The 12,734-nt window shown below is 55.6% G+C and carries 13 protein-coding genes and 1 riboswitch; of the genes, 2 read left to right on the top strand and 11 right to left on the bottom strand.

The genetic code is table 11. The features are described from left to right. Nucleotides 1-7: 7 nt before the first annotated feature. The 4 genes from ABLU88_RS23225 to ABLU88_RS23240 all read right to left on the bottom strand — a co-directional run bounded on the left by ABLU88_RS23225 (nt 8) and on the right by ABLU88_RS23240 (nt 4,307). On the bottom strand, nt 8-1,171 hold the full coding sequence (locus ABLU88_RS23225) for a metallo-dependent hydrolase (protein WP_348838105.1): 1,164 nt from the start codon (nt 1,169-1,171) through the stop codon (nt 8-10). 12 nt (nt 1,172-1,183) lie between these two features. Continuing rightward, on the bottom strand, nt 1,184-2,578 hold the full coding sequence (locus ABLU88_RS23230; protein ID WP_004126262.1) for a DASS family sodium-coupled anion symporter: 1,395 nt from the start codon (nt 2,576-2,578) through the stop codon (nt 1,184-1,186). A 66-nt stretch (nt 2,579-2,644) separates the two neighbouring features. After that, nucleotides 2,645-3,343 carry an RraA family protein gene (locus tag ABLU88_RS23235; RefSeq protein WP_047722841.1) on the bottom strand — a complete coding sequence of 233 codons (699 nt, stop codon included), beginning with the start codon at nt 3,341-3,343 and terminating at the stop codon, nt 2,645-2,647. Nucleotides 3,344-3,353: 10 nt separating this feature from the next. After that, nucleotides 3,354-4,307 (bottom strand): hydroxyacid dehydrogenase, encoded by a 954-nt coding sequence (locus ABLU88_RS23240; protein ID WP_348838108.1) that lies wholly within the window; start codon nt 4,305-4,307, stop codon nt 3,354-3,356. Between the two features lie 332 nt (nt 4,308-4,639). Between ABLU88_RS23240 and ABLU88_RS23245 the strand changes: the two genes are divergently transcribed. Further along, nucleotides 4,640-4,972: a LysR family transcriptional regulator gene (locus ABLU88_RS23245; protein ID WP_025106834.1), complete on the top strand. Its 333-nt coding sequence runs from the start codon at nt 4,640-4,642 to the stop codon at nt 4,970-4,972. On the opposite strand, the gene ABLU88_RS23250 is transcribed toward ABLU88_RS23245, so the two are convergent. Further along, on the bottom strand, nt 4,938-5,951 hold the full coding sequence (locus ABLU88_RS23250; RefSeq protein ID WP_004855147.1) for a magnesium transporter: 1,014 nt from the start codon (nt 5,949-5,951) through the stop codon (nt 4,938-4,940). The genes ABLU88_RS23245 and ABLU88_RS23250 overlap by 35 nt on opposite strands. Nucleotides 5,952-6,007: 56 nt before the next feature. Further along, nucleotides 6,008-6,191: riboswitch (M-box (ykoK) riboswitch) on the bottom strand. A 253-nt stretch (nt 6,192-6,444) separates the two neighbouring features. On the opposite strand from ABLU88_RS23250, the gene ABLU88_RS23255 reads away from it, so the two are divergent. After that, nucleotides 6,445-7,002 carry a DUF1440 domain-containing protein gene (locus ABLU88_RS23255; RefSeq protein ID WP_025106835.1) on the top strand — a complete coding sequence of 186 codons (558 nt, stop codon included), beginning with the start codon at nt 6,445-6,447 and terminating at the stop codon, nt 7,000-7,002. A 50-nt stretch (nt 7,003-7,052) separates the two neighbouring features. Here the strand turns inward: ABLU88_RS23255 and nikR are convergent, their stop codons facing one another. From nikR to nikA, 6 genes are read right to left on the bottom strand one after another with little or no spacing between them, the layout of a single operon-like run. Beyond that, nucleotides 7,053-7,469: a nickel-responsive transcriptional regulator NikR gene (gene nikR, locus ABLU88_RS23260; protein WP_025106836.1), complete on the bottom strand. Its 417-nt coding sequence runs from the start codon at nt 7,467-7,469 to the stop codon at nt 7,053-7,055. Between the two features lie 5 nt (nt 7,470-7,474). Next, on the bottom strand, nt 7,475-8,245 hold the full coding sequence (nikE, locus tag ABLU88_RS23265; protein WP_064357700.1) for a nickel import ATP-binding protein NikE: 771 nt from the start codon (nt 8,243-8,245) through the stop codon (nt 7,475-7,477). Continuing rightward, entirely contained in the window at nt 8,245-9,006 is a 762-nt protein-coding gene (gene nikD, locus ABLU88_RS23270; protein ID WP_014227131.1) for a nickel import ATP-binding protein NikD, read from the bottom strand. Before nikD ends, nikE begins: the two co-directional genes overlap by 1 nt. Continuing rightward, a complete protein-coding gene (gene nikC, locus ABLU88_RS23275; RefSeq protein ID WP_004855132.1) occupies nt 9,006-9,839 on the bottom strand; it encodes a nickel ABC transporter permease subunit NikC in 834 nt (277 codons plus the stop codon). The genes nikD and nikC overlap by 1 nt, the downstream gene beginning before the upstream one ends. Then, nucleotides 9,836-10,780, bottom strand: coding sequence for a nickel ABC transporter permease subunit NikB (gene nikB, locus ABLU88_RS23280; RefSeq protein ID WP_032751595.1), 945 nt, complete (start codon nt 10,778-10,780; stop codon nt 9,836-9,838). Before nikB ends, nikC begins: the two co-directional genes overlap by 4 nt. Continuing rightward, on the bottom strand, nt 10,780-12,348 hold the full coding sequence (gene nikA / locus ABLU88_RS23285; RefSeq protein WP_348838113.1) for a nickel ABC transporter substrate-binding protein: 1,569 nt from the start codon (nt 12,346-12,348) through the stop codon (nt 10,780-10,782). The genes nikB and nikA overlap by 1 nt, the downstream gene beginning before the upstream one ends. Nucleotides 12,349-12,734: the final 386 nt, after the last annotated feature.

Genomic DNA, 12,734 nt, shown 5'->3' on the forward strand with positions numbered 1-12,734 from the left:
TTAGTGATTAGAAACGCAGGTGGCGGTAGACAATTTGACCGTTGCATAAGGTAGCGCAGTTATCGATATAACGGTCACCTTCGAGTTTGACCCCGTGGGTATCTTCAAAAATGACGTTCTCTTTTCGCAGCTTAACAATGGAAATATCAGCACTGACGCCGGGCGCCAGGGTACCAATTTGCCCCTGCATTTTCATCAGGCGGGCCGGCGTGGCGGTTACCGCGCGAACGATATCGAAGAAGGACATTCCCATGTTGAGATATTTCGACATGACGTGGAGCAGACTGTAGACCTTATCCGTCCGTAAGCTATTTCTCAGGGTGAGATCGGTGCTGATGATATCGGGATAAAATCCCTGCTCCATGGCGGTTCTGGCAACGTGAAAATCAAAGTGGGCCACGCCGTTTGAACAGTCGAAGATAACCCCTCTGGTCTGCGCCTCTTTTATTGCCGCATAGACCTCGCCCTGTTCATCGAGAATCGAGTGGCCGGTACCGTGGAAGCAGTGGGCGTAAATATCATCGGCATTAAAATAGCGGATCAGTTCATCGGCGCAGAGAAGAGAGTCCGTGACGTGAACGCAAATCGTGGTATCCAGTTTACGCGCCAGGGAGACGGTAGAGAGAAGAGGGTCGCTGGCGTACTGTTTCCCTTTGGCGATATCCTGGCTGTAGCGTAGTTTCAATCCCAGAATATTGTCTCTGTTGCTATTCAGCGTTTGGGCGATTTTCTCCTCGTTGTAATTCGCCGGATTGGTATTTTCCAGATACCCGGTCGGCCCGCCCCCGAGGGTGGAAAGCCCGACGTTGACCACGTTCAAATAGCTTTTGATTTTCACCATGGCAGGATGAATCACGCTATTGCGAAAAAGCTGATAATTCACCCAGCCGCTGCTGCCGGCATCGACCATGCTGGTGACCCCGTTGGGCAAGCATACGATGTCAGGGTTGACGCTGATGGCGGTCCCGCCGTGAAAAACATGACCATGGAAGTCGATTAAGCCAGGCAGCACGATACAACCCGCGGCATCAATCACCGTTTCGGCCTGCAAATCGTCAACGGTATTTAAGTCCACGATGCGATCGCCGATAACGCCAATATTACGATTAATATAATCATGACCTTCGGGATCGGCGACCAGACCGTTTTTAATCAGAATATCCAGTTTCATTTTATGCTCCCGTTAAATGCCGATAAATTTCCAGTAAGGAATACCGATCAGGAAGAAGATTAATACGTTGACCACCACCATGATGGTGCCCAGCATCCAGAACGTTTTTTGCGGGACGTAGCCGCTGGAGAACGTAAATACGCCCGCGCCGTTGCCGTAGTGCGTCAGCAGTGCGCCATAGCCTGCGGAGAAAGCCAGAGAAAGCGCCACGTACATCGGGTGCGCCTGGGTCGTCATTCCCAGGGTAAAGAGTACCGGATAGAAAGAGACGACGAACGCGCTGTTCGAGACAAAGAAATAGCGGACGGCAAGGCTGATAAAGACCAGCACGGCAATCGCGCTGATTTCATTGAGATGCGACAGGTCGAGATAGTTTTTGATAACGTCCACCAGAAAGACGTAGAACCCGCCTTTTGATAGGGCAACCGCACAGCCATAAAACGCGCCATACCAGACGAAGGTCTGCCAGGCCGATTTTTCGCTCACCACGTCATTCCAGCTCAGCACGCCGAAAAGCAGCAGACAGGCGAGGAACGCCAGGCCGACGGGAATAAAGGCGATGCCGGTGATGGAACCCGTCATCCAGCCGAGCACGCCCAGGACAAAGAACACGATCAGCAGCTTCTCTTCACGTTTTACCGGACCCAGCTCACGCAGGCCCTTCTCGGCAATTTCATTGACGTTATCGATAACTTTCAGTTCCGGCGCGTAGATTTTATACAGTATCCACGGCGCGAGCAGCAGCACCAGTCCGGCTGGCACCACGGCGGCTTTAAACCAGGTCATCCATTCGAGATTCACCTTCATGATCTCGTTGGCCAGCGAGACGGTAATTGAGTTGGTCGCCATCCCCGTCAGAAACAGGCTGGAGGTTCCCATTGAGACGACGTACATCAGGATGGTCAGATAGGCGCCGATTTTGCGGCTACCGTCGTCGGGCTTCGAGCCCAGCGCTTCGGCGATGTTCCTGAAGATGGGATAGGTAATGCCTCCCGAACGGGACATATTTGAACCCGTTGCCGGGGCCAGTACGGTATCAGTCACCATCATCAGATAACCCAGGGTGAGGGTATTTTTTCCATAGCGTTTTAGCAGCAGATAGGCGATACGTTTACCCAGTCCGGTAATAACAAACGCTTTGCAAATAATAAAGGCGCTGATAATAAACCAGACCATAGGGCTGCCAAAACCGGCAAACAGGGGAGCGGGGTCGAGAACCAGAGAGGCAAACCCGAGAATAATCAGCATAATGACCGCATCGGTAAACGGGCGCAAAACCAGCCCGCACAGCATCGCCAGATAGATGCCAACCATATGCCAGGTCGGTGCGGAGACGCCTTCCGGGTGCGGTATTATCCAAAATAAAACGGGGAAAAAGATAATGGGCAAGAGTTTTAAATAAAGCATTTTTATTACCTTTGCTTTAAAGCCACGGCCCGTCAGGGCACCGCGGCCTGATATTATTTAATCAAATTAACGATACATGTCGTCGATAAACTCAACGCCGGTCTCATCCAGTGATTTTTTGACCCAAAGGCGATTCGCGGTGCCGTTTTTGGCGGCCTCTACTTTGCTGGCATCGAATTTTGCATACTCTTTGGCTTTATTCAGTACGGCTTCTGCGTCACCGAGGGGAATAACAATCACGCCATCCGCATCGCCGACGATCAGGTCGCCCGGACAAACCGCGACGCCGCCAACGGCGATCGGCGTGTTCACCTCCCCTGGACCTTGTTTAAACGGGCCTGCCGGGTTGGAGCCGGTAGCGAACAGCGGAAAATCGAGAACCGACAGCGCATCGATATCGCGGATAGGCCCGTCCAGCACGATACCGGCGATTTTTTTCATGCAGTGGGCATAGGCCACCATGATTTCGCCCATTAATGCCCGCGAGCGGTCGCCTTCGTTGGAGACCACAATCACATCGTTCTCACCCGCCATATCCAGCGCGGCGTGCAGCATCAGGTTATCGCCCGCGCGGACTTTCACGGTGATGGCGAACCCCGCCATAATCGGCTTTTTCGGCGAAGAGATACGTTTAATGCCGTTACCCAGAACGGCAATACGGTTCATGGTGTCAGCAATATTCGCCGCCGGGAGCTGTTCAAATTCTTTAAGAAGATCGACGCTGCAGGTCGGACGCTTTAAAAAAATACGGTTACCAATAGTCATTTTTTTCTCCTTAAAAACCCGGGACCGGCCAGGACGGTTTCTTACCGGATAAGACTTCATCAATGCCAATCGCGGAATGGAGCGAGGCTCTGTCGGTCGCTTCAATGGTGGCGGCGCCAATATGCGGGGCAATCACGATATTGCTTAGCGAGAAAATCGGGTCGTTGGCATCAAACGGCTCTTTCTTTAAAACATCCACGCCCGCCCCGGCGATAGCGTGGGTGCTCAAGGCGTGATACAGCGCTTTTTCATCAACCAGCTTTCCGCGTGCGGTATTAATGAAATAGGCGGTAGGCTTCATCATGGAAAACTGTTTCTCTCCGACAAAATCGGTGGTTTCCGCCGTCGTCGGACAGTGCAGAGAAACGAAGTCGCTCTCTTTGAAAATACGGTCCAAATCGTTGGTAAGCTCTACGCCTTCGGGGATCTGCTGCTGGGTTTTATACGGGTCATAGGCGATAACTTTCATATTAAAGCCATGCAGCGCTTTGATTGCCACGCGTGAACCGATATTCCCGACGCCAATTAAACCCAGCGTTTTTCCATCCAGCTCCACTTTTGGCGTGCGCAGTTTTGCCCAGTAATAATCTTCAAGCATCTTTTCCTGTACCAGCTTGAAATTACGCGAGCAGTGCAGCATATAAAATATGGCCAGTTCGGCAACGGACATGCTGTTAGCAATTGGCGCATTTAATACGACGACGCCGTGAAGTTTAGCCGACGCCAGATCGACCGTATCGTAACCGGCACCGTGACGCGCAACGACTTTCAGCTTTTTAGCCGCTTCAAATACGCGGTCGGACATTTTTGAAAGGCGGACGATAATACCGTCGCAATCGACGATGTCGCGAATGATATCTTCTTCTTCCATCCCTGAGCCGTTAATCAGTTGATAACCGCGGCTTTCCAGATATTCTCTCCCTTCTGCCATGATTTCCTGCGGGAGTAAAATTTTGTACGTCATTTAACTATCTCCAGTGTTGATTACGTGGAGGTAATTGCATGGCGTGTGCCATACATTCATGCAAGATGAATATTTTTTGTAATGCTTTGATATGTGTGTATATTTTGTTTTTGTGGTCAACGAGTTGTGGTGATGTTCTTCACATCCCTGAACGCCGGAGTGAGGCTGGTTATTTAATTGTGAAATGGCTGAAATGCATAATTAAATGTACGAATGGCGAGCTTCACACTTTATTTTATTTATATGCGGAGAGCATTTTCTTGTAGCGATTGACATTGCCCGGTGGACAACTTAAAACGTAAGCCAAAGGTTAATCTGGAGAGGTTTCGGCAATGAATAAATCACAGGTGGAGATATTCATGCTTATGGTTCGGGAGGGGAGTATTCATTTTGTATCGCAGCGGCTGAGTATTGCGCCTTCGTTGATAACAACCAGCGTATGTGCGCTTGAAAATGAACTGGGTTTCAACCTGATTAAGCGCGGCAGGAATATCAGAAAAGTTATCTTAACGGAAAAAGGACACGCTTTTTATCGGCTTGCTCCAGAGTTACTGAGATTGCTTAATGCGATTGCGGATATTCGGGCGGGAATAAAACAGCCCGGCAAGTCCTTCCCGCCGGGCAAAATAATCAGTTCAGCCCCAGGAAATACTGGGCAATTTTGAAGTAGATAATCAGTCCGGTACCGTCGATAAGGGTGGCGATAAACGGCGCTGAAACTACAGCCGGGTCGATGCCGACGCGTTTGAGCGTCAGGGGGATCACCGAAGACACCACCGCGCTCCACAGGGTAATGCATACCAGCGTCAGGCTGACAATCAGGGTGATCTCCATGCCGATGCCCATCATCCAGGCGCGCAGACAGCCCGCCAGGCCGAGCGTAATGGCAATCAGCAGCGAGGTTGAGACCTCTTTACGGATGACGCGCCCCATATCGCGCAGCCGCACCTCGCCGAGCGCCATGGAACGCACGAGGGTGGAGGTGATCTGCGTTCCGCTATTGCCGCCGGTACCAATCAACAGCGGAATGAAAAAGGCCAGCGCAATCGCCGACTCCAGCGCTTCCTCAAAATGCTGTAACACGCTGCTGGTATAGGCTTCGGCGACAAAGAGCAGCAGCAGCCATACCGAACGTTTTTTCCACAGCGCCCACGGGCTGGTTTCCAGGTAGGGCTTTTCCAGCGGCAGCGTCGCGCCCTGACGCTGAGCATCCTCGGTCACGTCATCTTCCAGCAGATGCGCGATCTCTTTTTCCATCAGGCAGCCGACCAGCTCGCCCTTTTCGACCACCGGCACGAGGTCGAGCCCGCGCTCGGCCAGCTCGGCGACCACCTGCGGCCGCGGGTCGTCAGGCCTGACGCGAAACAGGCAGCTATCCATTAAATAACGAATGGACTGGGCGGTATCGCTCTCCTGCAGCAGCTTTTTAATCGATAAACTGCCGCGCAGTTTTTTCCCGGCGACGACAAAAACCTGGCCGGGGATCTCATCGCTGGCCAGCTGAGAAACGAACAGCTCACGCGCTTCATGAACGCTGAAATGTTCCGGCAGGGTAATGAAATCGGTACGCATATACTGGGCGATCGCGTCGCCGTCGAACGCTGCGGTAGCCTGATGTGCGGCGCACAGTTGAATGGAAGACATGGTGTAATTCCCTATAAAAAATCACTCATAGGGGCGAACAAGACAGGATGAGCACAGGCAGATCCCTACGTCCTGGTTTTAGCACTGCACAACGTATCTGCCCGGCATGAACGCCGTCAGAAGTTACCTTGGCAACACCTTGATTCGATGGAAGCCTGTATTTCCCTGAGTGGTCTCTCTCGATACCAACAGGGCGGTAACTTATGTTTATGCAGGAGCCTCGCCATAACGAGATCGTTAAATGAGGCCTGATTATTCGCGAAGAGAGATGATTAACCAAGCATATAATTCATGTGGTTTATTAATTGTTGAGAAAAGGCGAAAGTTTATTGCGATCAGGGCGATACAGGGATTTTGCCCTCTTAGGGTGAACAAAATTTTTTCAAACTATACTTAGCAGTGGATGCGTTATAAATGCTATTTCCCGCGAGATTGTTGGTTGAAAAAACTGAGGTGACCCATCGTATAAGCGATATTTAAGAGGAACGCTGTTATGTTGAAAAACAGGATTAATCTTCAGGTTATTATCTGGACGACGCTCATTGGAGGGTTCATCAGCTCTCTGGTGAAGTCGGGAACGGAAGCTAATATGCCGCCCCGCGTGGCGGGCGAGATATCGCCCCCGGCGGCGCATATCGACGCCTGGCTCGGCTGGCTTGGCATTAATTCACACTCGCTGGACTACGTTTATCAGGGGGTGACAATCCCCGGCGCCGTCATGCTTTACCACTGGCTGTTCAGCTTTGCTTTTGCCTTTCTCTATGTCTTCATTTCCGCATACTGGCCGAAAATCCGGCTTTGGTACGGCGCGGCCTATGGTCTGATTATTACTCTCGTTATGCACGGCTTCCTCATTCCCGCGCTGGGCTTCAGGCATCCCGCCTATTTAAACGGGGAAACCGGGTGGCTGTGGAACCTGAATGGCTACGAGCTGTGGAGCGAAACCCTCGGACATATTTGCTGGTCGTTTTCGATTGAAATCAGCATGATTGCCGTTCTTGCCCTGCTGGCAAAACCGATACGAGGCGCATGGGCCAACGAGTCGCCATAATGGCGTTAGTCCCGATCGCGCGTTAAAGAGTCATTTATCGCATCCCACGGCTATGAGTGGGGTGATTCCTTCTCCGTTGGCAAACACTGCAAATGGCCGTGGCGCACGCCGCGCTGGGCGATAACGTCATCGGCAAAATGCTGAACGTCGCCCATATCGCCTTTCAGCACGGCGATTTCCAGACAGTCGTCATGGTTGATATGTACGTGGAGGGTGGCGACGGAGAGGTCGTGGTGGTGATGCTGGGTGGAAACTAAACGGCTGGCTAAATCGCGCTTCTCATGTTCATAAACATAGGAGAGTACCGCGAAGCCCTGGGTGCCATGCTCCTGAGCGCTTTCCTGGGCCAGCGCGCCGCGCAGAATATCGCGGATGGCTTCGGAGCGATTATGATAGCCGCGGCGCTGGCTCAGGCTATCCAGCGTGTCGAGTAAATCGTCATCAAGAGTAATCGTGATACGTTGCATCTGTTTTAAACCTTATTACGGCGCACGGGAAAGGCGGGAAGTACCGCATTTTGTAACACGCGACCGGCGTGGGAAGAAAACGTTAATTTGTCGCCCACGACCTGCGTCTCAACGATTTGCCCCTCATCCATCACCATCACCCGCTGGCAAAAACGCTCCACCAGACGTAAGTCGTGGGTGATAAACAGACAGGCGGTGCCAAACTGTCGCTGAAGCTTTTTGAGCAGACCAATGACGCCCGCCTGGAGCACCAGGTCGAGGTTAGACACCGCCTCATCAAGGATCAGCAGCTGCGGCTCAACCGACAGCGCGCGCGCCAGGCAGACGCGCTGCAGCTGTCCGCCGCTCAGCTGCGGGGGGCGCTTATCGAGCACGCTATCATCGAGATCCACCGCCCTGAGCATGTCGCTTGCCCGGGCCAGCTGTTCCGCTTTCGTCAATGACAGCAGATGTCGCATGGGTTCACGCAAAATCTCGCGTACCGTTTTACGCGGATTCACCGCGCTGATGGCGTCCTGAAATACCATCTGAATATCCCGACGGAACGCCTTTTGCTTGGCGTGATTGAGCCGAGAGAGCGGTTCTCCTCGCCAGCAGACGCTGCCCTGAGTGGGGGATTCCAGGCCAACGAGCAGGCGTGCCAGGGTGCTTTTCCCGCAGCCGCTGCGTCCCAGCAGGGCAACGGTTTCACCGCTTTTCAGCGCCAAAGAGACCTCTTTTAGCACCGTTGAATCGGTATATTGATGGGTTATCGCGGATACGCTCAGTAATGTCATCAGGCCAGCTCCAGTCCGTAGAGGGCGAGATGCGCCGCCACCAGGCTGCGGGTGATGCTGTGCTGCGGAGCGTTGAACAGGCTTTCGACATCCCCCTGTTCCACAATGCAGCCGCTATCCATCACCGCCACATCGTCCGCCAGCCGCGCCACGACGCCCATATCGTGAGTGACCAGCAGCATCCCGGGCCCGCGGTTTTGCATAACACCTGCCAGCAGATCGAGAATGCGCGCCTGGGCCACGGCGTCCAGGTCGGTGGTGGGTTCATCGGCAATGATAAACGGCGCCTCGCACAGCAGCGCCATGGCAATCATCATCCGCTGCAGCATGCCGCCGCTCATCTCGAACGGATAAAGCTTCAGGACGCGCTGCGCCTCCTCCAGCCCAACGGCTTCCAGTACCGCCGTAAGCGTGGCGTCGTCTGCGGGTTTACCCAATGCCCGGCAGGTTTCCCGCGCGTGGGTCGCCATGGTGTGCAGCGGATTAAAGGCGCTGCGCGGGTTCTGCATAATGGTGGCGATTTTGCTGCCGCGCAGCTCGCCAGGGGAGACCGGCTGGCCGTCGGCGAGGATCATCCCCGCCGTTTGCCGTACGCCGGGAGGCAAAATGCCCAGCGCCGCCGCGCAGGTTAGCGATTTTCCGCTGCCGCTGCCGCCAACCAGCGCCAGCACGCGCCCGCGTTTGAGCGTCAATGATACGCCGTGCACCAGCGGACGCTCGGCCTGTAAGACGATGTTTTGCAGTGTAATTTGTTGCGGCATTAGTGGGCGTGCTCCGCGATCAGATGAGGATCCAGGCGATCGCGCAGCGCGTCGCCCACCATGTTGAAGGCCATGACGGTGATAAACAGCGCCAGTCCCGGCCAGAACATTTGCAGCGGCTGGGTCCAGATATACTGGCGGGCGTCGTTAATCATCACCCCCCACTCGGCGGTTGGCGCGGTGACGCCGAGGCCGAGAAACGACATCCCGGCGACGTGCAGCATCATATGCCCGATATCCAGGGTCGCCAGCACCAGCAGCGACGGAATGACCGCGCCGGCCAGATGGTCGACGAATACCCGCACGTGTCCCGCGCCGGAAAGCCGCGCGGCGAGCACAAATTCGCGCTGGCGCAGGGAGATTGTCAGGCTGCGCACCATCCGCGCATACCACGCCCAGTGCGACAGGGCGATGGCGATAATTACGTTGGTCAGCCCGGTTCCCAGTACCCCCACCATAAAGAAAGAGAGGATTGAGGTCGGGAAGGTCATAAACAGATCCGCGACGCGCATGGTGGCCTGATCGACGCGGCCGCCGATAAGCCCGGCGCAGCCCCCGACGAGGAGTCCCAGCGCCAGCACCAGCAGCAGGCAGGCCATCACCGAGCCGAGCGATACGCGGGTCGCCGCCAGCAGACGCGAGAAGATATCGCGCCCCAGATGATCGGTACCGAGCCAGTGCTGGCTGCCGGGCGGCAGAAGGCGCGAAGGCAGATCGATCGCCTGCGGATCGTACGGCAGCCACCACTGGCTGGTGAGCGCAACGACCGCCAGCAGGGCGATGATAAGCAAAGAAATGCGGACGGACCCGCGTGAAGAGAGGAAAAAGTTCACGAGCGCGCTCCTTCATGGCGGCGAATGCGCGGGTCCAGCGCGGCGTTCAGCAGATCAACCATCAGGTTACAGACCACAAAAACGATCACCATCATCAGGGTGAAACACTGAATCACCGGATAATCACGATTAAAAATCGCCGAGACGGCGTAGCGGCCCACGCCGGGCCAGGCAAAGATATTCTCGATAATCATCGTGCCGCCAATCAGCTCGCCGATATGCATCCCCACGGCGGTAATCATCGGCAGCGAGGCGTTGCGCAGAATATGGCGGCGCTCGGTTTGCCTGTCGTTCAGGCCGCGCAGTCTGGCCCAGGTTACGTGACGCTGCCCGGCGACTTCCAGCATGCTAGCGCGCAGCAGGCGGGCGTTGATCGCCAGCGACATAAAGGCGATCGACACCGCCGGCAGAATGATGTGCTGCCAGCCGCCATAGCCCATCGCCGGCAGCCATTGCAGATAAACCGAAAAGAACATCACCAGCAGGAAAGCCAGCCAGAAGTTGGGCATCGACACGCCGAGAAAAGCGATGATCCGCACAATAAAATCCGGCAGGCGGTCGCGGTGCCGCGCCGCCCAGATGCCCAGCGGCACGGAGGTGAGGAGGATCAGCACCAGCGCGGCGCCGGCCAGCTGCAGCGTGGCGGGCAGAAAGCTCAGCATGTCATCCAGCACCGGACGCTGGGTGGCGAACGAAACGCCAAAATCCAGATGCAGCGCCTGCCACAGCCAGCTGCCGTACTGGACGATAAGCGGCCGCTCCAGCCCCAGCATCGCGCGGGTTGAGGCCACCATCTCCGGCGTCGGCGGCAGGTTTGACAGGCGCAAATAGTCCAGCGCCGGGTCACCGGTGCCCAGGCGCAGCATTAAAAAGATAATCACCGAGGCGGCGAAGATCATCGGTATCAGCAGCGCGACCCGCCGCATCGCGTAACGTAACATCAGGGTTTCACCGGCTTAATTTGTTCAAACGGAATTTCAGACGCGATGGGCGCGTAGGGAATCGCCCCCAGCTCCGGTCTGGCGACCACCATCATCGAGACGTAGCTAATGGGCAGATAGACCGCATCGTTGTGCAGTCGGGTCAGCAGGTCTTTGTACAGCGCCTGACGCTGCGTTTCGTCGGTGGTTTTCAGCACCTCGCCGATTTCTTTATCAATAATCGGTTTGTCGGCTAATCCCTGCTGCGCCTGAAAATCGGCGTGCGACGGTACGCGCATCGAACTCATAAAGGCGTGCGGATCGTAGGGTGCACCCCAGGTACGGTTGAAAATCATGCCGAAGCGACCATCGCGCTGGCGGGCATAAATACTGCTCTCTTCCTCGCCGACCAGCGCCACGTCCACGCCAACCTGGCGCATATCGGCCTGAATGATTTCCGCCATCGATTTGCTTAGCGCGTCGGTACCGATAAACGACAGCTCAACGCGCAGCGGCAGGCCGTTTTTCTCGCGAATATCCTTACCCGCAGGCAGGACCCAGCCCGCGTTTTCCAGCAGCGCCTTCGCCTGCTGCGGATCGTACCGGCGCGGCGTCAGGCCAATATCGGCATAGGGCACGGTGGGGGCGAACAGCGTATCGGCCACCTGCTGAGTGCCGTACAGGGCGTTATCAATCAGCGATTTTTTATTCACCGCAAAGTTCAGCGCTTCGCGCACCGCTAGCTCGTTGGTGGGGGCTTTGGCGGAGTTCAGCGCCAGCATCACCGTCTCTATCGGGCGGGAAAGCTGGGTACGGTAGGCCGGGTTGTGGCTGAAGCGGTCGAAGGTGTCGAGCGGCAGCAGCCCTTCGTTGCCGTAGAGCAGGTCAATATCGCCGGTTTCAAAGGCCACCGCGCGGGTCGTCGGGTCCGGGATCACCTTGACGGTAATCTTTTCAATCTGCGGCTTTTCGCCCCAGTAGCGCTCGTTACGCACCAGCACGTCGTACTGATTGAGTTTTGATTCCTTCAGCACCCACGGACCGGTGCCAATCGGCGCTTTAATGCCATGCAGGGTCTCATTGTCTTTGAACTGCGACGGGGCGATAAAGCGGAAAGGGCGCGGCAGCGCCAGCTCCTGTAAGAACGGGTAATAGGCGCTTTTCAGGGTGATTTGCAGCTGGTTTTTGTCGAGCGCGTTGACCTCGACGATCTGATTGACCAGCTCCAGCCAGGCGTGGCGCTGGCGGTTATCGAGCACCACGCGGAAGTTCTCCGCGGCGGCATGGGCGTCAAACGCTTCGCCGTTGGAAAATGTCACGTCATCGCGCAGGGTGAAGGTCCAGACTTTGCCGTCCGCCGAGTGGGTCCAGCTTTTTGCCAGCCAGGGTTTCACCGAGCCATCCGCCTGATACTTTACCAGCGGCTCATAGACCATGCTCTGGGCGTACATCTGGTTGGGCGTATAGAGGTGCGGGTTGAGCGGCCCCACGTTGACCGGCCAGGCGGTGGTGATTTCATTGGACGCGGCGCAGGCCAGCAACGGGGCGCAGGCGAATAGCGCCAGCAGGGTGGTGCGGATAATAGACAAGGCTTTTTCTCAGCGACAGGAAAGTATGACGATTTTAATGATTCATCATACTTTCGGCGTAAGCTGGATCAATATCGGGCCTGAAAGTATAAGAAAACGGTATATCTCTTTTGGCTGTATGAGTTTACGAACCCGCCTGCAGCCCGGCTAAGCGCAGCGCAAGCCGGGAAGCATCAGCTTCGGCACATTTCCCGGAGGCGATGCTGCGCATCTGTCCGGGCTACCGGCTCGCAGACGTCGGGGACCCTGTAGCCCGGGCAAGGCGCGATAAGCTCCGCCCCCGGGAGCAGCGCGCAGAGAGGCTGAATTTCCCGGAGGCGATGCTGCGCATCTGTCCGGGCTTGTATGATTACTCCGTCAGAAAGAACCGGCCAGTTCTCTCTGAT

It is taken from the genome of Klebsiella sp. GW_Kp182 (assembly GCF_040062275.1).
Classification (GTDB): Bacteria; Pseudomonadota; Gammaproteobacteria; order Enterobacterales; family Enterobacteriaceae; genus Klebsiella; species Klebsiella michiganensis.